Consider the following 25,908-nt stretch of genomic DNA (forward strand, 5'->3'; position numbering starts at 1 on the left):
ATGCGGACGCTCGAGCGCGAACTTAAGCGCCGTGCACGTGCCGAGAAGCTGAAGCCACTGGGCGTTGTCGTAACTACCTTGGCTATCCTGCTCTTTATCGGTGGCGGCATCTACTTGCTGACCACGGCTGGCGGCGCTGACGACAATGAGGCCGCTGATGAATCCACGACTCCAGTCGAACCTGCAGCTCTGACAGCTACTCCCGTCGGCGGTGAAAAGGTTCCAATGAAGCGCTCTTCCCCACTTCCGGAAACCGTGACCTGTGACTACCCGGATGATGGCGAGGCATCGAAGGACATAGATAAGCCAGCTACCGACAACGTTCCCGCCACTGGCACTGTAACCATCACCCTGAAGACTAACCAGGGCGACATTCCGATGGAGCTGGACCGCGCTATTTCACCTTGCGGCGTCAATGCAATTGAGCACATGGCCAAGTCCAACTACTTCAACGACACCGTGTGCCACCGTATTACCGGTGGTGGCCTGAACGTTCTGCAGTGTGGCGATCCGACTGGTACCGGTACCGGCGGACCGGGCTTCAAGTTCGCTGGCGAGTGGCCGGTCAAGGATTCCGGCCTGGATCAGAACACCCCGTTGGTGTACCCGAAGGGCTCTATCGCCATGGCAAACCCGAGTGACCCGGATGCCAACGGCAGCCAGTTCTTCCTCAACTGGGCAGATTCTCAGCTGCCTCCGCAGTACACCGTGCTTGGCTCCATGACTGACGAGGGCACCAAGACGGTTGCGGACATTGCGAAGAACGGTATCGAGGGTGGCGGTACCTCTGACGGTAAGCCAGCTAAGGAAGTCCGTATTGAGAAGGCGGAAGTCAAGTAGTTGACTCAACTAACTGATTGAGAAATTAATCAAAAACAGGGTCAAGGTGAATCACCTTGGCCCTGTTTTAGTATCTACGCGGTCTCATCCTTTTTCACATATCGATGGCTACTAAACCGCCTACTGACCAGAAGTAATGCGGTAGACATCGAACACTCCCTCGACACCGCGCAGAATGTTGAAGATATAGCCCATCTGCTTAGTGTCCGAAACCTCGAAGCTAAAACGCATTACGGCAACGCGGTCATCGGAGGTATGAGAGGACGTCGACAGGATTGAGACCTTCTGATCGGAGAAAACGCGAGTGATCTCCGAGAGCAGTCCGTGACGGTCAAGTGCTTCGATTTGCACCGTAACCATGAAGACCGCACCGGAGGAATCCGTTGCCCAGGAAACCTCGATAATGCGCTCGGGCTCCTGGTGCAGTTTCTCCGCATTAGTGCAGTCCGTACGGTGCACACTGACCCCACCGCCGCGGGTGACGAAGCCAAAGATGGCATCGCCCGGCACAGGCGTACAGCATTTGGCGAGCTTAGCGGCCATATCCGCGCTGCCTTCTACCAACACACCCGTGCTGTCAGCGCGGCGCGGAGTGTTGTGCACGTTCATCTTTGAAATTGGCGTGCGGGAGACCAACTGCTCTTCGGCATCGTCCGCGCTCGAGAACTGCGCCATCAGCCGGTGAGTCACATGCTGCGCTGAGACCTGCCCCTTACCGATAGCGGTATAGAGCGCATCGACATCCGCATAGTGCAGCTCGGAGGCAATCTGCTTGATGGACGCCGGAGTGAACAGGCGGTGCATCGGCAGACCGCCGCGCTGTACCTCTGCAGCCAGCGCGTCACGGCCGGCATCGAGTGCCTCCTCGCGGCGCTCTTTGGCAAACCACTGACGGATCTTTGCCCGCGCACGTGGAGTTTTAACAAACTTCTCCCAGTCCTTAGACGGACCGGAATCGGCATCCTTGGACGTGAAAATCTCGACGCGGTCGCCAGTTTTTAGCGGTGATTCCAACGCCACTAGCTTGCCGTTGACTTTGGCACCAATACATCGGTGACCTACTTCAGTATGGACCGCGTAGGCAAAGTCGACCGGCGTGGAGTCCGCAGGCAATGTGATGACATCGCCCTTAGGTGTGAACGCAAAAATTTCAGTGACTGAGAGGTCATAGCGCAGGGAGTCCAGGAACTCGTTAGGATCTGCGGCCTCCCGCTGCCAATCCAGCAGCTGACGCATCCACGCCATCTGATCGACTTCGGCGGAATCTCCCTTGTGAGAGCCCTTGGTTTCCTTGTAGCGCCAGTGTGCGGCAATGCCGTACTCAGCGTTGTAGTGCATCTCATGGGTGCGAATCTGCACTTCTAGCGGGGAGCCACCTGGACCGATGACCGTTGTGTGCAACGACTGGTAAACCCCGAAACGCGGCGCGGAAATATAGTCCTTGAATCGCCCCGGCATGGGTTTGAACAGCGAGTGGACGGCACCCATGGCGGCATAGCAGTCCTTGGTCGTGTCCACCAGAACTCGAAGTCCGACCAGGTCAAAAATCTCGTCGAACTCATGGCCGCGGACAATCATCTTCTGATAAATCGACCAGTAGTGCTTCGGCCTGCCCTGTACCTCAGCAGCAATGTGAGACTCCTTCAGATCCTTCTGAATCATCTCGGAGACTTCCTGGATGTACCGGTCCCGCTGCGGCGCTCGATCTGCGACCAAACGCACAATCTCGTCGTACTTCTTCGGGTACAAAATGGCGAAGGAGAGATCTTCCAACTCCCACTTCACGCTGGCCATTCCCAAACGATGCGCCAGCGGTGCAATCACCTCGAGGGTCTCACGGGCCTTCTTAGCCTGCTTTTCCGGCGGCAGGAAGCGCATTGTGCGCATGTTATGCAGCCGGTCAGCCACCTTGATAACCAGCACGCGCGGGTCCTGGCTCATGGCGATAATCATTTTTCGCACGGTCTCTGCCTCGGCGGCGGAGCCCAACGCGACCTTATCCAATTTGGTCACGCCGTCGACCAACCGTGCGACTTCTGGGCCGAAGTCCCGCTCCAGGTCCTCCAGCGTGTAATCGGTATCTTCGACCGTGTCATGCAGCAGCGCTGCCACCAGCGTGGTGGTATCCATGCCGATCTCGGCCGCAATAGTAGCGACTGCAAGCGGGTGAGTGATGTATGGCTCGCCGGATTTCCGATAGACGCCGTCGTGAAGGCGCTCGGCGGTATCGTAGGCACGCTGAAGCACAGCCAAATCTGCGCGCGGATGCACCTGTCGATGCACCGCGACAAGGGGATCTAGCACCGGGCGGATCTTCGTTCTGTTGCCGGTAAGGCTTCGCGCTAGGCGGGCACCATAACGGCGTGCGGGCCCTTCAGCCATGACTCATTCACCCCTTATTAACCACGTACAGAGGCAGATCAGCAAGCTTCTCCCGAGCTCCCAGGCCTTCAACCTCCAGCACGGTGCACAGCCCGGTTACCTCGACTCCAGCTGTCTCCAGCAGAGCGCGAGCTGCACACAGGGTGCCACCAGTTGCCAACACATCGTCGACAAGTACGGCCTTCTTGCCCTTCAGCTCAAAACCACTAGCCGGAATCTCAAGCGCGGCCGTACCATATTCCAGTTCATAGGTCTCGGTCAGCACAGGCGGTGGCAGCTTACCCTTCTTACGAATAGCGAGCACTCCCAGTCCGAGCTTGTACGCCACCGCAGAACCCAGCAGGAATCCACGCGCATCTAGGCTGCCTATAACATCAGCCCCGAACTCTTCCACCTTGGCGGAAATCTCGTCCACAATCAGGGCGAACGTCGTGGCGTCGGCAAGCGCCGGCGTCAAGTCCTCGAAGAGTACGCCCTCAACTGGAAAATCGGGCACAAACCGAATCTGATCGGCTAATGCCTCACGCGCGTGTGCATACGACACAGGTTTAAGCTCCTTTTCGGCGAAAAGAAAAAGTGCGGGTACCTGTCAACGATACCCGCACAATGCGCTTTTAAAGTAGTTTCACCCGAACCACTGGGAGGCGCTACCTTCTACTGCCCCGGACGCCAGGACAGCGGCTTGTTTTCATCGCCCTCAAGCGTCGGAGTCGTCACCGTTCGTTTCGGCGTCGACTGCTCCATTTCGCTTGCCGACGGCTCCTTCGAGCCCGAGTCCTCCGCAACATCAGTGGTGGCGGAATCGGTGCCCGAACCGGCTCCCTCAGATGCCTTTGCGCGGGCAGACAGTACCGCCTCTTCATGCTTGCGGTATTCACGCTGCCGCGACTTAAGAGACACCAACAGCGACGAAGCCAGGAAGATCGAAGAGAACGTACCTTGAATAATGCCGATGAGCTGAACGAGTGCAAGGTCCTTCAGCGTTCCGACCCCTAGCATGCCCACGGCGATGACCATCAGTGCCAGGATTGGCAGGAGCGTCGACACCGTGGTGTTGATAGAACGCATGATGGTTTGGTTGACCGCCAGGTTCACCAACTCGGCGTAACTTCTACGGGTCGATGAACGATAGCCTGCCGTGTTCTCGTCGACCTTGTCGAAAACCACGACGGTGTCGTACAGGGAGAACGACAGCACTGTCAGCAAGCCGATAATGGTTGCCGGGGTGACGTCAAGACCAATGAGCGCGTAGATGCCCATAATCACGATTGCATCCACAACCAGGGCGAGAATTGCGGCAATGGCCATGTCGCGCTCGAAGTGAATGGTGATGTAGATGAACACCAGACCCAGGAACACCACTGCAGCCAGCAGCATTCGGTTGGTAATCGAAGAGCCCCACGACTCCGACACGGTCGAGTCACCAATGGCATCCGGGGTCTGCTGCCCCTGCACATCGACGGGCTTGAATGCATCATTCAACGCGATACGAGCACTATTAATCTGGTCCTGAGTCAGCTTCTCAGAGGTGATCTCCAGGATTCGGCCCTCACCAGAACCGATAATTTGTACCAGCTCCGGCTTCACGCCGGTCGCCTCGGTGAAAACCTCCTCGGCCTGCTCAGTTGTCACTGAGGCCGGCGGCATAGTCATCTTGGTACCGCCCTCGAAGTCGATACCGAAGCTGAACCCGCGAATCAGCATCGCTGCGAAAGCAACAACGATGATGGCGACGGCAATCTGGTACCAGCGCTTCCGCTTGCCGACGATGTTGATTCCACCCTCGCCGGTGTAGAGGCGGCGGAAAAAGGAGTCGTCTTTCACGCTTTCTGGCTCAGTGATTAGCGCCGGATTCGTCTGAGTAGTATTCATGGATTCCTACTTCCCCTCATTCGCGCTGGAGTGAGCTGCACCGGTGTCGGCAGCCGTACTGGCGGAGGCATCGGAGGCTCCGGCCTTCTTACCGGCAGCTACAGTCTTATTCCTCTGTGCAATCTCCATGACCGAGCCGAAGCCGTTCATCGACGGCTTGGACAAAGCTGGCCACTTACGAGTAGCCAGGATGACCAACGGCGCAGTCACGAGGAAAGCCGTCACAATGTCGAATGCTGTGGAGAGACCAAGTGTGAACGCGAAACCGCGGACATCGCCAACGGCCAGGATGTAAAGAACCACAGCCGCAATGATGGACACAAAGTTACCCGATAGGATGGTGCGCCGTGCTCGTCGCCAAGCGTGCGGAACCGCGGAGCGGAAAGTTCTACCCGCGCGGATTTCGTCCTTAATGCGTTCGAAGAAGACGATGAAGGAGTCAGCCGTTACGCCGATAGAGATGATGATGCCGGCGATGCCAGCGAGATCGAGCGAGTAGCCAATCCAACGACCAAGAAGGACAAGGACGCCGTAGACCATCGCTCCAGCTGCTGCCAGCGAAACCAGCGAAATCACGCCCAGGCCGCGGTAGAGAGCAATCGCGTAGACGACAATCAGGGCGATACCGATAATGCCGGCAAGCAGACCGGCTTCCAAGGAAGCCGAACCAAGCATGGCCGGGATAGTCGTGGTGGTGCCGCCCGGCTCGCCGTCCTCACCTGCGAACGACAGCGGCAGTGCACCATAACGCAGGTTATTGGCCAGCCCCTGTGCCTCGTCGATTGAGAAGTCGCCCGTGATGCGGGTGGCAGAACCAACTGGGGTTGCCTCCTGAATCACCGGGGCGGAAATGACCTTCGAGTCCAACACGATAGCGACCTGCCGCTGCAGGTAGTCATTGGTCAACTTGGTCCATGTGCGAGCGCCGGTGTCATTCTTCCCGGACTTGAAGCTAAAGGAGACCTGAATCTGACCAGACTGCTGATCGTAACCACCGTTAATCGGCGCATTGGTATCAATAGCGTCGCCGGACAGACGCTGGCCCTTGGCCTCGTCCTCCTGCCCAATCAACAGCGGAGCCTTGCCCAGGAAGATGGCTTTACCGCCTTCGGGCGCACAGGTCACCAGCGGCTTGGCCGGGTCATCGGCCCCCTGTAGCGGATCAACTGCATCGCGGTTATCGCAGGTCATCAGCGCAGCGGCTGCAAACTGTGTCGTTGGGTCTTCGGACTGGCGAGTCGCCAACAGCACGTCACGAACCTTCGTACGCAGCTCGGCCGCTTCAATTGAGTTCGCCGGCTTTGCCGGAGCTGTTGCGTCCAACTTCGGGGCCTCGCCCAGCGACTTGGTCAGCTCCTCGGGAACCGGCTGATCTGGGTTCTGTTCCTTGAAGGCATCAATTGCACGCTTCTGCGTTTCGTTCATGTCCTTGTAGAGGTCATCAACACGCTTGGTGGCGTCCTCCTTCGACAGGACACCGATTGACACCCAATCTTCAGCAGTCTTCTTAACTACCTCGCCAAAGGCAGCTTCATCAGGGCCCTGGGTGGGCTGTTCTACCGGACGGAAGAAGAGCTGCGAAGTCTGGCCGAGCGTACGCGCCTCCTGTGAGTCTTCACCCGGCACGGTAATGACCAGCGTGTCACCGTCGGTGACAACTTGAGCGCCGCTGACGCCCATGCCGTTTACGCGGTTCTCCAGAATCTTGCGAGCCTGGTCCAGCTGATCGCGCGTCGGCTTTTCGCCCTGCGGCACCAAGGTTACTCGGGTACCACCCTGCAAGTCGATGCCCAACTTTGGCTTGGCTGATCCGCCGCCGGTGAAAAAGACGAGTGCGTACGTAAGGATGAGGAAGCCAACAAACAGTGCCAACAGCCACTGCGGCCAGTTCCTCTTGAATGTATTCGCACCGGATCTGGATTTGCTGTTCAAAGCAAAGTCTCCTGAATCGTGACGTTTAGGTACTTAAGCGCTTCGGGTAGAAACGCAGGTCTATAACCGCACCGCGAAATCGCGCGATACCAGGAAGAGGCATTGCGGGCGTCGCTAAGCAAAGCTATAAACACCAACCGCTAGAGAATAACCGATTTAGCGTAGTGCGCCGGTTTTGACTTGTACCTATTTAGTGAAAATCTTGCCCACGCTTGCCGACGGCGAAACCTGGGACGCGCCCGCTAGCCTCACGGCGCACGCTACAGCTTGGATGCATGCAAACCGACGGGGCGTGGGCGTGCAAAAAACTGCTACTGCTTTTCGGTGGAAGTGGAACCGTCTGTACCCGGGTTATCCGGGGTACTCGGAGTATTCGGGTTCTCGACCTGCTCATTGACGTCCGAAGCTGCATTGTCAGCCGGGCCGTGGCCGGTGATTTCTTGGACGTCGCCGACGTGGTCATCTGGCGCATCGGAAACACGGCCACGTCGGTCACGGTGAGCGTAGCTAGCTCCGGTACCGGTGGTGAGGTTGCGGGCAATGGCGCCCTTTTCCCACCGGGTCACGATGCCGTCAGCGATAATCAGGTCGACGGTTGTTTCGGTCGTATCAACGACCACACCATGCATACCGGAACCGGTGATGACCTCTGCGCCCGGGGCCAACTTATCCTGCATGTCCCGAATGGTGCGCACCTGCTTGTTCTGCTTGATGATCTGCCAAATTGGCAGCGCCAGGAACAAGAAAATAAGTAGGAGGAGAATAGTTTGATCCATGTCTGCCGAGTTTAACGAATTGCCAGCTAGCAATTCCACACTGCCCCGGCCGGGTCGATGAGAAAGCTATTCTCCGATAGTTCCCTCCGGAGGCTGCAACCCCAAGTGCCGCCATGCTCGGGCAGTTGCCACGCGTCCGCGCGATGTACGCGCAATCATCCCGGCACGGACCAGGTAGGGCTCGCACACTTCTTCCACAGTCGAGGGCTCCTCACCGACTGCCAACGCCAGGGAATTCACGCCCACCGGGCCGCCACCGTGCCCCTTGACCAGGGCAGTCAGCACTGCGCGGTCCAAGCGGTCCAGCCCAAGCTCATCGACATCGAAGACAATCAACGCCGCCTTGGCCGCACCAAGATCAATAACGCCACCGGAGTGAACATCTGCGAAATCGCGAACGCGACGCAGTAGACGGTTGGCAATTCGCGGTGTACCTCGCGAACGCGAGGCAATCTCCACTGCAGCCTCTGGGCTGATATCCACCCCGAGGATCCCAGCGGCACGGGTAACCACCTTTGTCAGATCCTCGACCTCGTAGAACTCCATCTGCGCAGTAAAACCGAAACGGTCACGCAGTGGGCCAGTCAGCATACCCGAGCGCGTCGTTGCGCCTACCAGCGTAAAAGGTGGAATCTCGAGTGGAATTGACGTAGCTCCAGGCCCCTTGCCCACGATGACATCAATACGGAAATCTTCCATTGCCATGTAGAGCATTTCCTCCACGGGCCTGGCAATGCGGTGGATCTCGTCAATGAAGAGTACATCGCCCTCGAGCAGGTTCGATAGCATTGCTGCCAAATCGCCAGCGCGAATAAGCGCCGGACCGGACGTCATTCGCAGGGACGACCCCATCTCCTGCGCAATAATCATGGCCATGGTGGTCTTACCCAGGCCGGGAGGTCCCGACAGCAGAATGTGGTCCGGAGTCACATTTCGTCCCCGTGCCCCGGAGAGCACCAAATCCAGCTGCTCGCGGACCTTGGGTTGGCCGATAAACTCCCCTAACGACTTTGGTCGCAGGTTCGATTCCGCATCGACTTCCTCGACCTGAGCGCGGGCATCGACATCACGTTGTGCACCATTTCCCCCACCGCCAAAATGGTCGTTGGCTGCTCCATCTAAAGAGTCCCTGAAGGGATTGCCCGACACGTTAAACTCCGTGCGCTCGATATCGCTCATAGTCCCCTCATCCTAGTGCACTGCCATTTTTCATCATCAATGTAGCTGCAGGTCCTCGACCTGGATTTACTTTTCGCCCAATGTCTTTAGCGCCGCCTTCAGCGCCATTGATGTATCCAAGGTCGGATCAATCCGAACAACAGTCTCCGCTGCCTCATTCGCATCAGCTTCCGGGAACCCAAGCCCGACCAAAGCACCAACGACCTGATCCAGATCTGCCTTCAAAACAATGCCAGGCGCTGCTCCGCTTGCAGCTTCCTCCGGCTGGGATACCGCCCTATCCGCGAAAACCTCGACCTTATCCTTCAACTCAACCAACAGGCGCTCCGCCAATCGCTTGCCGACGCCGTTAGCCGCCTGGAGGGCCTTGGCATTCTTTGAGGCAACCGCATTGGCAATCTCGGCCGGCGACAGTACCGATAGAACAGACATCGCTACTTTTGGCCCCACTGTCGAGACAGTGCGCAAGAGCGCAAACATCTCACGTTCCTGCGAGTTGGCAAAACCAAAAAGCGTAATCGCATCTTCACGAACCGCCATTGTGGTCAACATGAAAGTCTGCTCATGCCTCACCAACTGAGAAGCTAACCTGCCCGTAATGGTGACCAAATGCCCGACACCACCGCACTCGATAACGCAATAGTCCGCACCGAGATCGATAACCTCACCGCGTAGAGATGCAATCACTTCTCACAATTCCTTTCACTACGGCTTCCCGAAAGACACCGAGATAAACGCCGAACTCACAAGTGTGCTCTAGCAGGCTCCCCTACCGCGAGGGATTCTCACGGCGAGAAAGCTCCAACTCCCGCTCCTCGTGTTGCTTAGCAAGCGCAGCCAAGGTGTCGCGCTGGCGTTGCAGAACCGGACCACGCCAACAGTGGCAGATAGCGATGGCCAACGCATCCGCTGCGTCCGCAGGTTTTGGCGGAGTTTCCAACCCGAGGATTCTCGTCACCATCATGGTCATCTGCTTCTTATCAGCCCGACCGTTGCCGGTAAGCGCCTTCTTTACCTCCGACGGCGTGTACATATGCACTTCCAAACCGCGTCTCGCCGCAGCGAGGACAAGGACACCAACCGCGTGCGCAGTCTGCATTACGGTGGACACATTGCCGCGCTCGAATACCCGTTCCATCGCAACCACGTCCGGCTCGTACTCATCCATCCACTGCTCCACGGCATTGGAAAGCCGCAGAAGACGATCCTCCAACGATGCCGTGGTTGGTGTGCGGGCGACCCCCACCGCAATGGGAATGACTTTCCTGCCCTGAGCACCTTCCGCAATGGAGAGACCACAACGAGTAAGGCCAGGGTCGATACCCATCACCCGCAGAGATCCAGCTCGATAATTCACCTCTCCACTAATACCACATTTCGAACAGCTGTTTGTATCGTAGCTACACGGGGCACCAACCGTTGATTCTGATAGGTTTAACACCATGAATTCACCGAAGAAGCTCTACGGCGTTCTCGCTGCAGCTGAAATGGTCACGTGGGCTCTGCTGCTCTTGGGGCTGGCACTGAAGTACCTGTTCAAAGTCACTGACATCGCCACCACCATCTTCGGCGGCATCCACGGTTTTACGTTCCTGTGCTACGTAGTCACCACCATCATGGTGTGGATCAACCAGCAGTGGAGCTTTGGCCGCGGTGTCATCGGCCTCGCCTCTTCTATCATTCCATTCGCAACCTATCCGTTTGAACGAAACACCCTGAAGGCAGGCCTCTTGGATCGGCCCTGGCGCTTTACCGACGAATCCGAGGAGCCACAGGACATTTTCGAGTGGGCACTCGCGATGATTATTCGCCGCCCGTTTATCTCGGCATTCGTCATCCTCATTGTTCTCGTCGTGGTCTTCACACTGTTGCTGATGGCCGGACCTCCGACTCAGTGGTTCTCCTAAAACGGTTCAACTAAAACTTTCAGAAACCAAAATCGGTTTAATAGACAAAAATATGTCCGCCTGGCGTGTCGACCGGCGCGTCGGCGGGCGGGCACCCTTCGCTACTTACCCCAATGCGAGTTACTGACTGCGTTTATGACAAAAATGACCTGAAAAATCGTCTGAAAGTGACATAAACCTGCACAGTTTCACATTTGCAGCCGTATTCACACGCGCAGCCCGTAATTTTTTGAGGTTGCCAGTGTGTCGGGTTGTCAGTTTTTCTCCTTAACCCCAGGGTGTGGAGCTACCCGCAGGCGGGCTCTGACCAGTCGCTATCCTGAGGATCAGACACACTCTTTGACTCTGTCTGTCTCTCTCCCCCCCCCCAAAAAAAAGATCCCCATCGGACGACTCTCCGATGGGGATCTTCCATTCACACCAGCTCGCCGCGCAATTCAGCGCTGCAGACTACCCTGCACGAGCATCCTTTAACGCCGGGAAGCCGGTCAGCGGAACCGTCGCCAAGCAAACGCCTAGTCTTCGAGTTCGGCGATAACCTCGTCGCTGATGTCGGCGTTCGAGTAGACGTTCTGCACGTCGTCGGACTCTTCGAGAGCGTCAATCAGACGGAAGAGCTTGCGTGCACCGTCAGCATCGAGAGCCACCGTGGTAGAAGCGCGGTAGTCCTGATCTGCGGAGTCGTACTCCATTTCGGCATCGACAAGAGCGGTGCGGACATTCATCAGATCGGTAAAGGCGGAGACAACCTCGAACTTTTCGCCCAGGTCGTTGACCTCCTCTGCACCAGCATCGAGAACCGCCATAAGCAGGTCATCCTCGGTCAGCTCGCCCTTCGGCAGCTCGACGACACCCTTCTTTTCGAAGAGGTACGCCACGGCGCCGTTGTCTGCCATGTTGCCGTTGTTCTTGTTGAACGCCGAGCGCACATCGGAAGCAGCACGGTTACGGTTATCGGTCAGGCACTCCACAATCAAAGCGACACCGCCAGGTGCGTAACCTTCGTAGACAATGGTCTCCCAGTCAGCACCGCCGGACTCCTCGCCGGAACCACGCTTGCGGGCACGCTCAATGTTGTCGTTGGGAACCGAGGCCTTCTTGGCCTTCTTAATCATGTCATCGAGGGTGGGGTTACCAGCAGGATCACCGCCGCCGGTACGAGCCGCGACCTCGATGTTCTTGATCATCTTTGCCCACTCTTTGGCGCGCTTGGCGTCATTAGCAGCCTTCTTGTGCTTTGTGGTTGCCCATTTTGAATGACCCGCCATGTGCTAGTTCCTACCATTCCTCTCGTCAATACCCATGTAGATGGGAATTCGTCAGGTGTTCATTATACAAACCGGGGATTTAAATGCCGACAAGCTCTCGCAAAAAGAACTCGTGGAGCCGCGTCTCCCCCGTCGACTCCGGGTGAAAGCTGGTGGCCATCGCAGCCCCCTGCCGTACTCCGACCACTGTACCTGCGGTCTCTCCAGCCGATTCTGGCACCCGCGCTAGCACCTCAACATCATCACCGACACGCTCGACCCACGGTGCGCGAATAAAGGCGGCGTGTACAGGCGGCTGGTCACCACTGATCGCCAGCTGCGGAATATCCAAGTCAGTTTCGAAGGAATCCACTTGCCGGCCAAATGCGTTACGACGGACGGTGATGTCAATCGCCCCCAGGCTAACGGCATCCGGACGGGTATCGAGCACTTCGTCGGCAAGCAAAATCATGCCGGCGCAGGTGCCATATGCCGGAAGGCCATCGCGGAGGGCTTCCCGCAGCGGGTCTTCAAGCTCATTGAAGACCATCAGCTTGCTCATGGTTGTGGACTCGCCGCCGGGCAAAATTAGGCCGCTAAGCCCTTCCAGATCACGGGGCAAGCGCACCTTTCGGTGCGGGACGCCGAGCTGGTCAAGCACATATCCGTGTTCGGCAACGTTGCCCTGAAGAGCGAGGATACCGATTGTTTCCTGTGTCATTAATCTAGGTTCTCACTGCGAGCATCGAAGTTCGTCGCCACTGGCACGGGCTCGACACCCGGGGCCAGGCTTCGGGTCAGCCCTTCCTGCGTGACGACGGCCACGAGCTCGCCCTTTTGGTTAAAGATGCGACCGTGAGTCAATGCGCGACCCGCGTGCGCCGATGGCGAAATCTGGTCGTAGAGCAGCCATTCATCCGCACGGAACGGACGCATAAACCACATCGCGTGGTCGAGGCTGGCTTCCTGGACCTCAACGCCTGGATGCGGAACGAGTGCCGATGACAGCAAAGTCATATCCGACATATACGCCAGCGTGCAGACATGGAAGGTCTCGTTATCCGGCAGGCGATCCTTGCACCGGAACCACACCAGCTGCTGGGACGGGGTGTACTTGTTGTGTTCGAACTGATCATTCGGCACTACCCGGATATCCCAGTCCGCCCACTCGCGCATTAGTAGACGACGTGTGTTCGTCATCTCAGAGGTGTCGGTGACCACGTCTTCAGGATCTGGCACCTTGCGCATCACGTCAGAGTGCTCGAGTCCCTCATCCCCCTTACGGTGGAAGCTGACCTGCATGACGAAAATCGTACGGCCATCTTGCACAGCTTCGACGGATCGGTGGCAGAAAGACCGGCCGTCGCGAATACGCTTGACCATGTACACCGTCGGGATATGGGGGCGGCCCGGGCCTACAAAGTAGGCGTGGAGGGAGTTCACCGCGAAGGTATTACCCACCGTGCGCGTCGCCGCGACGAGGGACTGGCCGGCAACTTGGCCACCGAAAGTGCGCTGCAGGATTGACTTAATGACTGGGCCACGGAAAATGTCCCGGTCAATCTGCTCCAGATCTAATACCTCGCGGATGTTAGCCATTTTTACCAGCCACGCTCAGCGAGTCGGTGCGGCTGCGGAATCTCGTCGACGTTGATGCCGACCATTGCCTCGCCGAGACCGCGGGAGACATCAGCGATGACCTTCGGATCATCGTAGTGCTGGGTTGCCTGGACGATAGCCTTGGCGCGCTTCTCCGGATCACCGGACTTGAAGATACCGGAACCAACAAAGACACCCTCGGCACCGAGCTGCATCATCATTGCAGCGTCAGCCGGAGTTGCAATGCCTCCTGCGGTGAACAGCACGACTGGCAACTTACCGGTCTCAGCGACCTCGCGTACCAGCTCGTACGGTGCCTGCAGCTCCTTGGCGGCAACATAGAGCTCGTCCGGAGCCATAGAACGCAGACGGTTAATTTCAGCGCGGATGGTGCGCATGTGAGTCACAGCGTTGGAGACATCACCGGTACCGGCCTCGCCCTTGGAGCGAATCATGGCAGCGCCCTCGTTGATGCGGCGCAGAGCCTCACCCAGGTTGGTCGCACCACAGACGAAAGGCACGGTGAATTCGAACTTGTCGATGTGGTTCGAGTAATCGGCCGGGGTCAGAACCTCGGACTCGTCAATGAAGTCAACACCGAGGGACTGCAGAACCTGTGCCTCAACAAAGTGGCCGATTCGGGCCTTGGCCATAACCGGAATGGAGACGGCATTGATAATGCCCTCGATCATGTCCGGGTCAGACATACGCGACACGCCACCCTCTGCGCGAATATCGGCGGGGACACGCTCCAGCGCCATCACGGCAGTTGCGCCGGCATCTTCAGCGATCTTGGCCTGCTCCGGCGTAACGACGTCCATAATGACGCCGCCCTTCATCATCTCAGCGAAACCGCGCTTCACGCGTGCGGTGCCCTGCCCGGAGTTGTTCTCAACCGTGCTCAACGAACCCTACTTCCCTAATAAAACTGGTGAATGTGACCGTTTGTAGTCGTTTAACACTATAACGCCTGAACTAGACAGTGCTGTTCATTGAGTCACAAAACACGGCGAACTTCCAGCACAACAGCGAATTTTCCCACAATTAAGCAGTTGTCAGTCCGTCTGCAACATCGAAATATTCCGGTTCGGGTGCAGTGCCCGCCAGCCGCAGCGCGCGTACTAGCGGCCTGGCTCGCAGTGCTTTCGTATCCGTCACCGCATCATTGTAGAAACGGCGGGCGAGCTCGAGCCGCGTGTGGGCGTCAGAAAGCTCAATTGCCATCGTTCGGTCCACGGGCTGTTCCTCATAGAGCGCCACAATTTTCCTAGTCAGTTCGTTTTCCACGTCTGCGCGCTGTCCAGTGTTGTTGGCTCTAAGTGGTGTGGCTTCCACCTTCGTCACTACGCCGGCGAGTTCCGGGTAGGCGGCACGAGCGACTGCGGCCCTTCGCCCCAACGCCGCTTCCAGTGAAGAACGCGCCAAGTCCGTGCGAATGTGCATACGGTTCAAACGCGTCGCTGTCGATGAAGCCACCAAACCGCTAACGAGTACGACAATCAGCGCAATGACTAGGACAACGACCCAGATTGGAACGGTTACGTCCACCGAAAACCCACTTTCACTCCGCTGCGTTTAATCAGCTAACACGACGGAAATCTCTATGGCGCAATGACGACCTTTTCGCCATCCATGCGCACCGTATCGTACACACGCAGAACGCCGTCGGCGACCTGCGACCAGTCATACTCCCAAGCCCGTTTATGCCCGAGTGCGCGAAGCTCCTCCCCCAACTTTGACTGCGTCAAAAGGCGTACGACTGCATCCGCAAGGTCTGCGGAGTTACCGTTTTCAAAGTGAAGCCCGTAATGGCCGTCGTCAAGCACGAGTTTGAACGCATCGATGTCGCTGGAGATCACCGGCGCACCCGCCGCCATCGCCTCTACCAGCACGATGCCGAAACTCTCTCCACCACGCTGCGGGGCAATGTACGCATCCGCATCGGCGAGTATTGACGCCTTAGCATCCTCCGACAGTCTGCCGACGAAATGCAGGACATCTGCGTTTCTGCCCGCTTTACGACGAGCTGCCGCGATATCACCATCACCAACGACACAGACCTCAAGCTGTGGAATCTCCGCACGTATTGTTGGCAACGCGTCGAGCAAGACGTCAAAGCCCTTACGAGATTCGTCGAAGCGTCCGAGGAAGACAAGCCGATAGACCCCTTCACGCCGTGGCGGAATCTCAGGCAACGATGAGGCGGCCGGGCAGGACTCGAAATCTCCAACACGGACACCATTGGGAATGAGAACCGGGTCGCCGCCGAGTTGCTCAACCTGCCAGCGACGAGCCACTTCCGAGACAGCGATGCCTCCCCGAATGCGTTCAAGGTACTTCCGCAAAAATGGCGTGGCCAACTTCAATGCTAGGGAGTCCGTCGCCGCAGAGTGATAGGTCGCGACAATTGGCCCGACCGAGTTTACTAACGACAGCATTGAAAAACTGGGCGAATTCGGCTCATGGATATGAAGAATGTCGAAGCTACCCTCCTCAATCCATGTGCGGACTCGACGGCTGGTGCGGGGACCAAAAGATAGCCGAGCGACCGAGCCGTTATACGGAATCGGGATGGCGGCACCACCTCGAACAACGAAATCCGGCACGTCCGCCTGCGCGCTAGCTGGGCCGATAAGACTGACCTCGTGGCCGCGACGGATAAACTCCTCACACAAGTCAATCGCGTGAGCTTGAACCCCTCCTGGGACATCGAACGAGTACGGGCACACCATTCCGATTCGCACGGCTACTTTGACCTCTTCTTATCCGCCGGCCACAGTGGCTGCATCATGTGCCAATCCGCTGGATGCTGGGCAATATCAGATTCAAAAACAGTAGCGATGTCCTGGACAATGTCAGGTAGATTGCGCCCCTCAGTCGGCACGAATGGATGCGCTACAAAACGCCAACCATCGCGCGTGTAGGACAGGCCCGCGGGCATAAGCCGAGCGCCCGTGTCCTGTGCCAGCTTTGCTGCACCGACCGGCATTGTCGTCTGCTCGCCGAAAAAAGTGACCGGGACCCCGTGGCCGCCGAAGTCACGATCAGACAGCAGGCACACAACGCCACCTTCTTCCAATCGCTTCTGCAGTTCCGGCATCGCGGGTTTGCCACCGGTAAGCGGGAGAATGTGGAATCCGAGGGATTCGCGGTACTCCACGAAAGCGTCGTAAAGTACCTCTGGCTTCAGCCGTTCCGCCACGGTACTGAACCGACCATGGCGGGAAACGAGCCACATACCTGCCATATCCCAGTTACCAGAATGCGGCAGTGGGATGACGATGGAATCTCCGGCCTCGAGGGCCTCAGCAACTCGTTCGAGCCCATCGCTGGTGGATTCGACCGTGTCTGCCAACTCTGGCGACGCGATGGAGGGCAACCGGAATGCCTCCACCCAATAGCGTAGATAGGAACGCATGGAAGCCCGAATAAGACCTTGCGGCACTTCCTCAGGCGGACAGCCCATAACGCGAGCCAGGTTCTTGCGAAGCTGGCGGGTAGTCGCTGGATTTGCTGCTACACGATCGGCGGCTATGTTGCCGATGCGGTAGGCCACGCGTTCCGGCAGCAGACCAAAAATCTTCCACCCGGCCATATAGCCGAGCGCAACGAAATCATCTTTCGAGCGAGGCAGGAAGAAACTAGTCATCGTATCCTCCTTTAGTTGTTGGAATCAGCCGAACCCGTGGACTTCGTAGCAGAGTCAGGGTTGATAGATGAACTATCAGCTGCACCTTCTGGCGGGGCGATGGGATCCAACGCTCCTGGCTGCTTAGCCACCATGTACAAGCGCTGAACGACGGTGAAGACCGACCCAATCGCCAGGAGCCACATCGCGACGTAGAGGGCATAGTCCACGCCAAGCCCCTGGAGCCCGACGCCAATTAGACCGATAATCAGGCGCTCCGCACGTTCGACGAGACCACCGTTGACCTTGAGGCCGCTAGCCTCTGCTCGAGCCTTAACGTAGGAAATGACCTGGGACGATCCCATGGTAATCAGTGTCAGAATGAGCAGCACTGAATCCGCGCCATGGTGATACACCACCCAATACGCTATCGCCCCGAACAGTGCAGCATCCGTAATACGGTCACAGGAAGCATCCAGCGTCGCTCCGTATTTCGTTCCCCGCCCTCGCAGTCTGGCCATCGTGCCATCGAGCAGGTCAAAAGCAGTGAAAATAGCGATTGACACCGCAGCTGCGAAAAGATGGTTGGTAGGAATCAGGATTACCGCAAGCAGAACGGAAACTACCGTTCCCACCAGGGTGACCGTGTTCGGGCTAATGCCGACCCGCAAAAGTGCAGCGGCAATCGGTTCAACTACTGGGCGGATTGGAGCCCTGCCACGGACACTCAGCATGCTGCCCCATCCTCTTGATTAAGGGCACGCCAGCCGTCGGCAAGCAACTCGCGAGTCTGACGAAGAGCCTGCGGTAACACTTTGGTGCCATCGATCACGGTCATAAAATTGCTGTCACCCGACCAGCGCGGTACGACGTGCATATGCAGGTGATCGGCGACCGAACCGCCGGAGGCTTTGCCCAAGTTGAAACCTACATTGACGGCGTGCGGACGCGAAACCGATTTGAGGGTACGAACCGCATGCTTGGCAAATCGCATCATCTCGGCTGTTTCTTCGTCGGTCAAGTCCTCAAGGTTGGCGACTTCGCGATATGGAACCACCATGAGGTGCCCTGGGTTGTACGGGAACAGATTCAGAACGGCGTACACCCACTCGCCGCGAGCGATAATGAGTGCTTCCTCATCGCTTTGCTTCGGCAAATCAACGAAGGGGTTACGGGATGGCTTGGAGTTATGCACACCACGCTTGACGATGTAATCCAGCCGGTACGGTGCCCATAAGCGCGTGAGCCGATCCGGTTCGCCGTAACCGCTGTCGACGTATACGCCATCAGACGATTCCTGCTGGCCGGCATTGCCCTGCTGCTGCGGAGGCAACTCTTCACTTCCCGACTGATTCACTGCCATCCCCTTCGTTGCGTGGCCGGGTCCCCATTCGAGCCCCGACCACATATATTTCTCTGCTGTAGTTTACGACCTCGCGGTCAACTTCTTTGGATTACCACGCGTGGTTCACCAGTTAAAACAACGCGGTCGAATTAGAGAGCGTTAACGACCTCTAGAGAGCAGAGACATTCTCCTTGTTCGGCTGTTCGTTATTCCGCGAAGCAACCCAATCACAGATGATGTCCACAGCCTTCTCAACTGCCACCCCGTTAATCTGGGTGCCATCGAGGAACCGGAAGCTGACGGCACCTGCCTCAATGTCACGGGCACCAGCCAGAATCATGAACGGAACCTTGGCCTGGGTGTGGTTGCGAATCTTCTTCTGCATGCGGTCATCGGACGTATCCACGTGGACACGGATGCCACGAGACTTCAGCTGTGCAGCAAAGTCCTCCAGGTGTGGGATACAGTCATCCGCAACCGGAATACCAACAACCTGTTCCGGAGCCAGCCAAGCCGGGAAAGCACCTGCGTAGTGCTCCAATAGGACGCCAAAGAAACGTTCGATGGAGCCGAAAAGCGCACGGTGAATCATAATCGGGCGCTTCTTGGTTCCGTCAGGTGCGGTGTACTCGAGCTCGAAGCGCTCCGGCAGGTTGAAGTCGAGCTGTACCGTCGACATCTGCCAAGTACGGCCGATGGCATCGCGGGCTTGGACGGAGATCTTCGGACCATAGAAAGCGGCTCCGCCCGGATCAGGAACGAGCTCGAGGCCAGAAGCATCGGCAACGCGCTGGAGAATAGCTGTGGACTTCTCCCAAATTTCATCCGAGCCGACGAACTTCTTTTCGTCCTTCGTAGACAGCTCCAGGTAGAAGTCATCCAGGCCGTAGTCACGCAGAAGCGAAATGATGAAGTCGAGAACATTAGTGAGCTCTTCTTCCAGCTGATCCTCGGTGCAGTAGATGTGGGCATCGTCCTGCGTAAAGCCACGGGCTCGGGTAAGACCGTGGATAACGCCTGATTTCTCGTAGCGGTAGACGGTGCCGAACTCGAACATACGAATCGGAAGTTCACGGTAGCTGCGACCACGCGATGCGAAAATGAGGTTGTGCATCGGGCAGTTCATCGGCTTGACGTAGTAGTCCTGCGGAGCCTTGGTGCAGTTGCCGTGTTCGTCATATTCGCCGTCGAGCTGCATCGGCGGGAACATGCCATCCGCGTAGAAGTCAAGGTGACCAGACTTCTTGAACAAGTCACCCTTAGTTACGTGCGGCGTGTTCACAAAGTCATAGCCCGCTTCGATATGACGGCGACGGGAGTGCTGCTCCATCTCGTTGCGGATGATGCCACCCTTGACATGGAATACCGGGAAACCAGAACCAATCTCATCCGGGAAGCTGAACAAATCCAGCTCGGAGCCCAAACGGCGGTGATCGCGCTTCTCAGCCTCGAGCATGCGGTCAAGGTACTCGTCTAACGCTTCCTTGGACTCCCACGCAGTGCCGTAAACACGCTGCAGGTTATCTCGAGATTGGTCACCCCGCCAGTACGCAGCGGAAGAACGCGTGATCTTAAAAGCAGGGATGTAACGAGTGGTCGGCACGTGCGGGCCGCGGCAAAGATCAAACCACTCGGTCTCGCCAGTACGCGGATTGACGTTGCGGTAGCCGGTCAAGGTCGTACCTGCACCACCGACGTCGACATTGGCCTCATCATCTTCGGACACCTTGCCGGCCGACTTTTCAACAATCAGCTCGAGCTTATACGGCTCGTCGGCAAGCGCTTCCTGCGCCTGATCGGCAGACTCGAACGCGAAGCGCTCGAATCGCTGACCAGACTTGATGATCTTCTTCATACGCTTTTCGATGCGCTTGAGATCCTCCGGCGAGAAAGGCTCATCGACACGGAAGTCGTAGTAGAAACCATTGTCGATGGCAGGGCCAATGCCCAGCTTCGTCCCAGGGAACTCCAACTGCACGGCCTGAGCCATCACGTGAGTCGCAGAGTGGCGGATGACATCGCGACCGTCCGGAGTATTCGCCGGAACGGGCTCGAAGACGGTTTCCACTTCTGGCTTAAAGGACAGATCCTTCAAATTGCCTTCAGGGTCGCGGACACAAACGATGGCGTCAACGCCCTTGTTCGGGAAACCCAGGTCTCTCATCGCCTCGCCCGCAGAAACTCCTGCGGGCACGGAAAACGGTGCTGGGGTTGCAAATTCTTCTGACACGGCGTGCGTGTACTCCTTTTCAAAGTGTCTTCGAAAATCACATACCTGGTGACCTTCGTCAGTCGTTCACACACTTTACCGCACGGTCAAAACTCAGGCCTCGAAAAGGTCCTGGGCCCAGTACTCCTCCTCAGAAGTTCCTCGTGGCATAACAAACACGGCGGATCCAATGTGGAAAATCCACTGATTGAGACGGTCGTTCTTGGACAGCCGCTCTTGAATCGGATTGAACTGCTCCAACGGGTCCTTCTGGAAACAAATGAATACCAGGCCGGTGTTGGTCTCGAATCGACCATTCGGTTCCGGTGGCAGGTCATAGTTGTAGACCCGTCGCAGAATCCGCTGATTAGGTTTCTCTTTCGGAGGCATTGACAGCGCAACATGGCTGTTCGGATCCGTCAGAGGCAGACCATATTCATCAGTCTTCGCCAGGTCGACGGTCTCAAACTCGTCCTTACCTCCAATTGGCGCGCCGGTGCCGATATCTCGGCCGGTAATAACAGTGCGGCTTTCGCGGTCCAACACATCCCAGCCTGGAATATCCATTTCGATACGGCGGACAACCATCGCTGTACCGCCCCGCAACCAATCCGGACCACTATCAATCCACACCTGCTTGTCGAATTCTTCACGAGTGCGCGGGTTGACCGTACCGTCCTTCTGACCGAAGAGATTGCGCGGGGTCTCGCCTTCCTGCGTAGAACCATTGGCGTGCTGGAAACCAGCTTGCACCCAGTGAACATCCAAATAAGAACCTGCATTTCGGATCATCATTCGGGCCGCATGGGAGACCATTACTGGGTCGTCCGCACAAATCTGCAGGCACAGGTCTCCGCCGTTCCACTCCGGGCGGAGCTCATCGTTAACGTACTTTGGCAGATCTCCCAGCCACTCAGGCTTCTGGTCTTCCCTATCGATGATTGTGAAGAAATTCTCCCCATATCCAACAGTGATAGTCAGATTGGCCGGACTCCCCATGAGCTCAGGTTCCAAGTCCGTTCGAGTAGCCTTGCCGGCTGTCATTCGGCGGGCATCATCCGTCCAGGCACGCATGAGGTTTTGGAGGCGATTGCGATCGACCCCCTTCTTCACGTTGAAGGCAATTAGCCATAGATTCGCCTGTGCGGGCGTCGCAATCCCCGCCTGGTGGGCGCCATCAAAAGGTACGGTTGCTGTCTGCAAAGGCGGTTTCGGCGGCTCTTCCTGTGGAGGTTCCAACCCAATCGCCTGGGCTTCCGGCGCCCCCAGGGCGAGCGCTGAGGCTCCTGCGGCGGTGCCGAGCCCGCCAAGAAAACGCCTTCTGGAAAAGCCTTCGGACATTTTGTGCACTCTTACCTTTCTGATTACTTCGAACTGGAGCACATGAGATGGCTGGGAATCCGCCAACTTTTCAATAGCTTCAACGCAACCACTGGCCTATCCAATTCGACCGTATCGAAAACCTTTTTCGGAAAAAGAAAAGCGCAGGAGTTCGTTGCATATGCTGCAATAACCTGCCAACTCCAGCGCTTCTGCCACCATTAGATTCAGCTAGTCAATTCCTCGACGTACCTGAGCTCACGCCCGCTTTACGACGAGCGATTACTTGACCAACTTGTCACAAGAATTAGTGACCCGAGTGATCCATCTCACCGCCGCCCATGTGCTCTGGGTTGTTCAGGTCACCGTCATTACCGTAGTCCTCTTCACCCGCTGGCTGGACGCGAACCTCAACGTCCTGGGTGATGCTAGAGCCGTCGGAAAGCTCAATGACGAGCTTGTATTCAGCTCCCACATCCATAGCTTCATCATTGTCCATAATCATGAAGTGAGTGCTACCCGGTTCGAGAACGAGTTCGCCATTAGCCGGAATCGTCAAACCTTCCGGCACCTCGAACATTTTGCCGTCCTTGGTGTCGTGCTGCTCGAACTTCGTGCCTTCCTTCAGTCCCTCAAGCTTGAAGGAGGAAACCTTGATGTCCTTATCGGTGTTGTTGGTCAGCGTACCGAAGATGGCGGTCATGCCCTTGTCAGCCGGCTTTTCCTTGATGTAGGCATCGGCCAGCTGCACAGCAGCATCGCTCTTCTCCATCTGAGAGGTAGCTTCGGTCGCCGCGGAAGTTGCGGACTCAGTCACCTCAGCAGCAGTGTTATCGTCGGACGAGCATCCTGCCAGAACAAGGGTCAGAGCTGCGGAACCAGCGATCAGTGCAGTTGCAGTGCGATTGAGCTTCATGTGTCTATTTTGCCTTTCGATTAATAACGATGACGACAGCGGCGATGATGACGATGAGTCCACCACCGAGGCCATAAGCCCATAGCGGTATTGACTTCGTTTCCTCGGCGTGCGCACCGGTCTGACGAGATTCTGCCCCGGCTTCGGCTGCGCCAGCAGCATCCGGATCAGCCACTGAGAAAGAGGTCTTTCCTCGGGTGGAGTGACCATCAGAGGAGGTGATTTGGAAACCAATGATGTAGTTACCAGGGCCTGGATTAATATCCTCAGGGATATCCAAAGAGACCTCATTACCCACTACCTCTGGCTCGTGGGAGTACAGGACTTCCTTGGCATCTGCATCACTAATTGCAACGGTGTTGAAATTGTTCTTGGGGTTGCCGGAGAACTTGAGAGAAACGTGGTGCGGAAATTCATCGAGAACCTGCTTGTCGCCTGGGTTAGACGACAGCACGGAATCGTGAGCATGCGCGGGGCCAGCATTAATAACTGACGCACCTGCAAAGACTACAAGCGCCGCAGCGGCGGCTACTGCACGCCGGAAACCCGACTTTGAGAACCGAAACGTTTCGCCTGAAGCGACCCGGGGACTCACTAGAACAGTTCAACTCCTTTAAGCGGGACAGTTCGAGAAGAACAGCAGTAGTCTGACCGCTGCCCTTATACCTATTGTCGGATGGTAGTCCAGAAAAGTTCCCGAGAGGGACGAATATAGTTCAGGTCACACAGCAAAACCCCGGCCGCGCAGTTTTTATACGATGCGTCGACCGGGGTTTTAAATGGTAGTCCCAACTGGGTTCGAACCAGCGACCTTTCCGGTGTGAACGGAACGCTCTTCCACTGAGCTATGGGACTCGGACAGAAAAGCACTAAGCCTTTGCTGCTCTGCGGAATAAGTTAGCACGCGTTTTGGAAGTTTCCCTAATTGGGTTGCATTGCGTTTGCGATTGCGCAGTTCGACGATTTATTACCCCACCGATGGAACTCCATGACGATAGCGACTCGATAGCCCCCAGTAACCAACCCACGAAAGCGAATAAATGACATCGTTGCGATTCAGAGGCATCAAAGGTTGGTCTTTAGCCCTACGCCCACAGGCACAATACAGATGTTCACCTGGTAATTTGTAATCAATCGCACAAGCACGCTAAAGTATCTTTCGCACCGCAAGAGAGCAATTGAGATTCTCCTTCGCTCTCCTTGCAACGTGATGCGGATGTAGCGCAGCTGGTAGCGCATAACCTTGCCAAGGTTAGGGTCGCGGGTTCGAGTCCCGTCATCCGCTCTGGTTTCTCAAGAAGTTAAGCTCTGTGGTATAACTTCGAGGCAACCACTGAGGCGGCAGCCTCACGGTGGAATGGCCGAGTGGCGAGGCAACGGCCTGCAAAGCCGTGTACACGGGTTCGATTCCCGTTTCCACCTCAGCAGAGATTCCTTACCGGTTTCGATGTAATGCGCGTTTAGCTCAGCGGGAGAGCGCTTCCCTGACACGGAAGAGGTCACTGGTTCAATCCCAGTATCGCGCACCACGTAAGCCCTTATGGGCGAGCGTATTTGCGGATGTAGCGCAGCTGGTAGCGCATAACCTTGCCAAGGTTAGGGTCGCGGGTTCGAGTCCCGTCATCCGCTCCACGCTAACTCCCTTGTGGTCCTCCACAAGGGAGTTTTTTGGCGAATCAAGGAAAAGGATGCTGCAGTGGATAGCTATTGCAGCATCCTTTCGTTTGAAGGATAATCCCTGATTAAACACCTTGTTTTCCGAGAGAAAGAACCACCTGCCATGTCAGAGTTCACAGCACAGGTTCAAGCACTTCGCTCGTTGATCGAGGCCGGAGAGTTTATCTCCGAAGACACTGATGGCCTCATCCAACTTGCTCAACCAGGCGTAACCCTTCCCTACTCCAACAGCACTCCCACCGACCATGGTTCGTACTTCGGTGGCAGGCCGTATCTTCCGGAAGGTGCGACATGGCCCATCGCAAAGAGCGGTCAGCCACTGCTCCACATCATTCAGCTGAATTTTGCGGATATTGTCGGTCATGTGCGTGCGGAGGGGGCGTCGACAAGCGAAGCAACTCTCGACGGATTGATTCCCGAATCAGGAATTTTTCAACTCTTTGTCGGCGCTGATCCCCTCAGCGGCGGATTTACTTCAGATTCGCCAGGAAACGGCATGGAGATTCGCTATATCCCTGAGCCTGCGGAAGGCTTTGGCAACCACAGCTTCCCTGGACCTCATACCGCGGAGCCAGCAGCCTTCGATGAAGAGCACGAGGATTACTGCTCCCCGTTCAACGAGGATATTGGGACGGTTATGAACTCTCCGATTTCCTTGTCTAGTGCAGTGGCAATGATCCCTCCCACTGACCAAGCAGTGTACGAGGCGTTGGAGTCCGAAAAGGACGATGACTTTCTTGATAACGATGACTACTTTGACGAGCTAGTTGAGTTGCGAGCCGCAGCCAGTAACCAAAGCAACATTATGCTTGGCGGTTTCCCCGCTTTCGCGCAAGACCCTTTTCAGCCTGATGGGTACGTTCACTTCCTAGAGATCGATTCCACATATCTCGAAGAAGAAGAGCTCCCCTTCGAGGCCATGTGGGGCGATCTAGGTGTGGCCCACGTATTCCTTCACCCAGACGCGTTGAAGAAGATGCACGCCGGCGAGGCCGTGGTGTACCGCTCCGAAAATACTGGCACGACCGATGGTGCTGTTTTCTACTGGGATTGTGGCTAGGTTTGTTTTCCACAATCGC

Annotated in this window: 24 protein-coding genes and 5 tRNA genes; 7 read left to right on the forward strand and 22 right to left on the reverse strand. The window is 56.7% G+C overall.

Translation table 11 applies throughout. The features are described 5' to 3' along the window. Nucleotides 1-840, forward strand: coding sequence for a peptidylprolyl isomerase (locus CRD13_RS00975; RefSeq protein ID WP_222866607.1), 840 nt, complete (start codon nt 1-3; stop codon nt 838-840). Nucleotides 841-960: 120 nt separating this feature from the next. On the opposite strand, the gene CRD13_RS00980 is transcribed toward CRD13_RS00975, so the two are convergent. The 8 genes from CRD13_RS00980 to ruvC form a co-directional block, all read right to left on the reverse strand. Beyond that, a complete protein-coding gene (locus tag CRD13_RS00980; RefSeq protein ID WP_016422688.1) occupies nt 961-3,222 on the reverse strand; it encodes a bifunctional (p)ppGpp synthetase/guanosine-3',5'-bis(diphosphate) 3'-pyrophosphohydrolase in 2,262 nt (753 codons plus the stop codon). Nucleotides 3,223-3,229: 7 nt separating this feature from the next. Further along, on the reverse strand, nt 3,230-3,766 hold the full coding sequence (locus tag CRD13_RS00985) for an adenine phosphoribosyltransferase (RefSeq protein ID WP_016422687.1): 537 nt from the start codon (nt 3,764-3,766) through the stop codon (nt 3,230-3,232). A 110-nt stretch (nt 3,767-3,876) separates the two neighbouring features. Beyond that, a complete protein-coding gene (secF, locus tag CRD13_RS00990; protein WP_088611530.1) occupies nt 3,877-5,094 on the reverse strand; it encodes a protein translocase subunit SecF in 1,218 nt (405 codons plus the stop codon). Between the two features lie 6 nt (nt 5,095-5,100). Beyond that, complete coding sequence (gene secD, locus CRD13_RS00995; protein WP_070595299.1) at nt 5,101-7,026, reverse strand: protein translocase subunit SecD; 1,926 nt, start codon at nt 7,024-7,026, stop codon at nt 5,101-5,103. 311 nt (nt 7,027-7,337) lie between these two features. Beyond that, complete coding sequence (yajC, locus tag CRD13_RS01000; protein ID WP_070438357.1) at nt 7,338-7,802, reverse strand: preprotein translocase subunit YajC; 465 nt, start codon at nt 7,800-7,802, stop codon at nt 7,338-7,340. A 66-nt stretch (nt 7,803-7,868) separates the two neighbouring features. Beyond that, a complete protein-coding gene (ruvB, locus tag CRD13_RS01005) occupies nt 7,869-8,981 on the reverse strand; it encodes a Holliday junction branch migration DNA helicase RuvB (protein ID WP_049190793.1) in 1,113 nt (370 codons plus the stop codon). Between the two features lie 66 nt (nt 8,982-9,047). Continuing rightward, nucleotides 9,048-9,668: a Holliday junction branch migration protein RuvA gene (ruvA, locus tag CRD13_RS01010; protein ID WP_048731308.1), complete on the reverse strand. Its 621-nt coding sequence runs from the start codon at nt 9,666-9,668 to the stop codon at nt 9,048-9,050. 82 nt (nt 9,669-9,750) lie between these two features. Then, nucleotides 9,751-10,308 carry a crossover junction endodeoxyribonuclease RuvC gene (gene ruvC, locus CRD13_RS01015; RefSeq protein WP_048731311.1) on the reverse strand — a complete coding sequence of 186 codons (558 nt, stop codon included), beginning with the start codon at nt 10,306-10,308 and terminating at the stop codon, nt 9,751-9,753. A 115-nt stretch (nt 10,309-10,423) separates the two neighbouring features. Here ruvC and CRD13_RS01020 point away from each other — a divergent pair, with 115 nt between their 5' ends. Further along, nucleotides 10,424-10,888 carry a DUF3817 domain-containing protein gene (locus tag CRD13_RS01020; RefSeq protein ID WP_049193684.1) on the forward strand — a complete coding sequence of 155 codons (465 nt, stop codon included), beginning with the start codon at nt 10,424-10,426 and terminating at the stop codon, nt 10,886-10,888. Between the two features lie 515 nt (nt 10,889-11,403). Here CRD13_RS01020 and CRD13_RS01025 read toward each other — a convergent pair. The 14 genes from CRD13_RS01025 to CRD13_RS01090 form a co-directional block, all read right to left on the reverse strand. After that, on the reverse strand, nt 11,404-12,156 hold the full coding sequence (locus CRD13_RS01025) for a YebC/PmpR family DNA-binding transcriptional regulator (protein ID WP_048731316.1): 753 nt from the start codon (nt 12,154-12,156) through the stop codon (nt 11,404-11,406). Nucleotides 12,157-12,235: 79 nt separating this feature from the next. Next, nucleotides 12,236-12,856: a pyridoxal 5'-phosphate synthase glutaminase subunit PdxT gene (gene pdxT / locus CRD13_RS01030; RefSeq protein WP_048731318.1), complete on the reverse strand. Its 621-nt coding sequence runs from the start codon at nt 12,854-12,856 to the stop codon at nt 12,236-12,238. Continuing rightward, entirely contained in the window at nt 12,856-13,734 is an 879-nt protein-coding gene (locus tag CRD13_RS01035; protein ID WP_049193681.1) for an acyl-CoA thioesterase II, read from the reverse strand. The genes pdxT and CRD13_RS01035 overlap by 1 nt, the downstream gene beginning before the upstream one ends. 2 nt (nt 13,735-13,736) lie before the next feature. Continuing rightward, nucleotides 13,737-14,639 carry a pyridoxal 5'-phosphate synthase lyase subunit PdxS gene (pdxS, locus tag CRD13_RS01040; RefSeq protein ID WP_049172998.1) on the reverse strand — a complete coding sequence of 301 codons (903 nt, stop codon included), beginning with the start codon at nt 14,637-14,639 and terminating at the stop codon, nt 13,737-13,739. A 139-nt stretch (nt 14,640-14,778) separates the two neighbouring features. Then, nucleotides 14,779-15,282, reverse strand: a complete 504-nt coding sequence (locus CRD13_RS01045; protein ID WP_016422677.1) for a hypothetical protein — start codon at nt 15,280-15,282, stop codon at nt 14,779-14,781. Between the two features lie 53 nt (nt 15,283-15,335). Continuing rightward, nucleotides 15,336-16,478, reverse strand: coding sequence for a glycosyltransferase family 4 protein (locus tag CRD13_RS01050; RefSeq protein ID WP_187401175.1), 1,143 nt, complete (start codon nt 16,476-16,478; stop codon nt 15,336-15,338). A 2-nt stretch (nt 16,479-16,480) separates the two neighbouring features. Then, nucleotides 16,481-17,383 (reverse strand): phosphatidylinositol mannoside acyltransferase, encoded by a 903-nt coding sequence (locus tag CRD13_RS01055; protein ID WP_069358711.1) that lies wholly within the window; start codon nt 17,381-17,383, stop codon nt 16,481-16,483. An 11-nt stretch (nt 17,384-17,394) separates the two neighbouring features. Continuing rightward, on the reverse strand, nt 17,395-18,096 hold the full coding sequence (pgsA, locus tag CRD13_RS01060) for a phosphatidylinositol phosphate synthase (RefSeq protein ID WP_048731329.1): 702 nt from the start codon (nt 18,094-18,096) through the stop codon (nt 17,395-17,397). Beyond that, nucleotides 18,090-18,725: an HIT domain-containing protein gene (locus CRD13_RS01065; protein WP_042388668.1), complete on the reverse strand. Its 636-nt coding sequence runs from the start codon at nt 18,723-18,725 to the stop codon at nt 18,090-18,092. Before CRD13_RS01065 ends, pgsA begins: the two co-directional genes overlap by 7 nt. A gap of 151 nt (nt 18,726-18,876) precedes the next feature. Next, nucleotides 18,877-20,871, reverse strand: a complete 1,995-nt coding sequence (thrS, locus tag CRD13_RS01070; RefSeq protein WP_222865026.1) for a threonine--tRNA ligase — start codon at nt 20,869-20,871, stop codon at nt 18,877-18,879. 159 nt (nt 20,872-21,030) lie between these two features. Beyond that, nucleotides 21,031-22,257 carry a Dyp-type peroxidase gene (locus tag CRD13_RS01075; RefSeq protein WP_147765657.1) on the reverse strand — a complete coding sequence of 409 codons (1,227 nt, stop codon included), beginning with the start codon at nt 22,255-22,257 and terminating at the stop codon, nt 21,031-21,033. A gap of 286 nt (nt 22,258-22,543) precedes the next feature. Next, entirely contained in the window at nt 22,544-23,152 is a 609-nt protein-coding gene (locus tag CRD13_RS01080) for a copper chaperone PCu(A)C (protein ID WP_070429453.1), read from the reverse strand. 4 nt (nt 23,153-23,156) lie between these two features. Continuing rightward, nucleotides 23,157-23,747 (reverse strand): copper resistance CopC family protein, encoded by a 591-nt coding sequence (locus CRD13_RS01085; RefSeq protein ID WP_049190805.1) that lies wholly within the window; start codon nt 23,745-23,747, stop codon nt 23,157-23,159. A gap of 185 nt (nt 23,748-23,932) precedes the next feature. Beyond that, nucleotides 23,933-24,007 (reverse strand) — tRNA-Val (locus tag CRD13_RS01090). Between the two features lie 357 nt (nt 24,008-24,364). Here CRD13_RS01090 and CRD13_RS01095 point away from each other — a divergent pair. From CRD13_RS01095 to CRD13_RS01115, 5 genes are all read left to right on the forward strand, one after another. Continuing rightward, nucleotides 24,365-24,437 (forward strand) — tRNA-Gly (locus CRD13_RS01095). A gap of 66 nt (nt 24,438-24,503) precedes the next feature. Beyond that, a tRNA-Cys gene (locus CRD13_RS01100) sits at nt 24,504-24,574 on the forward strand. A 32-nt stretch (nt 24,575-24,606) separates the two neighbouring features. Beyond that, a tRNA-Val gene (locus CRD13_RS01105) sits at nt 24,607-24,681 on the forward strand. Between the two features lie 27 nt (nt 24,682-24,708). Next, a tRNA-Gly gene (locus tag CRD13_RS01110) sits at nt 24,709-24,784 on the forward strand. 148 nt (nt 24,785-24,932) lie between these two features. After that, entirely contained in the window at nt 24,933-25,889 is a 957-nt protein-coding gene (locus tag CRD13_RS01115) for a DUF1963 domain-containing protein (protein ID WP_049193214.1), read from the forward strand. Nucleotides 25,890-25,908 lie beyond the last annotated feature (19 nt).

The sequence above is a fragment of the Corynebacterium sp. LK26 genome (genome assembly GCF_014335085.1).
Taxonomy (GTDB): Bacteria; Actinomycetota; Actinomycetes; order Mycobacteriales; family Mycobacteriaceae; genus Corynebacterium; species Corynebacterium jeikeium_D.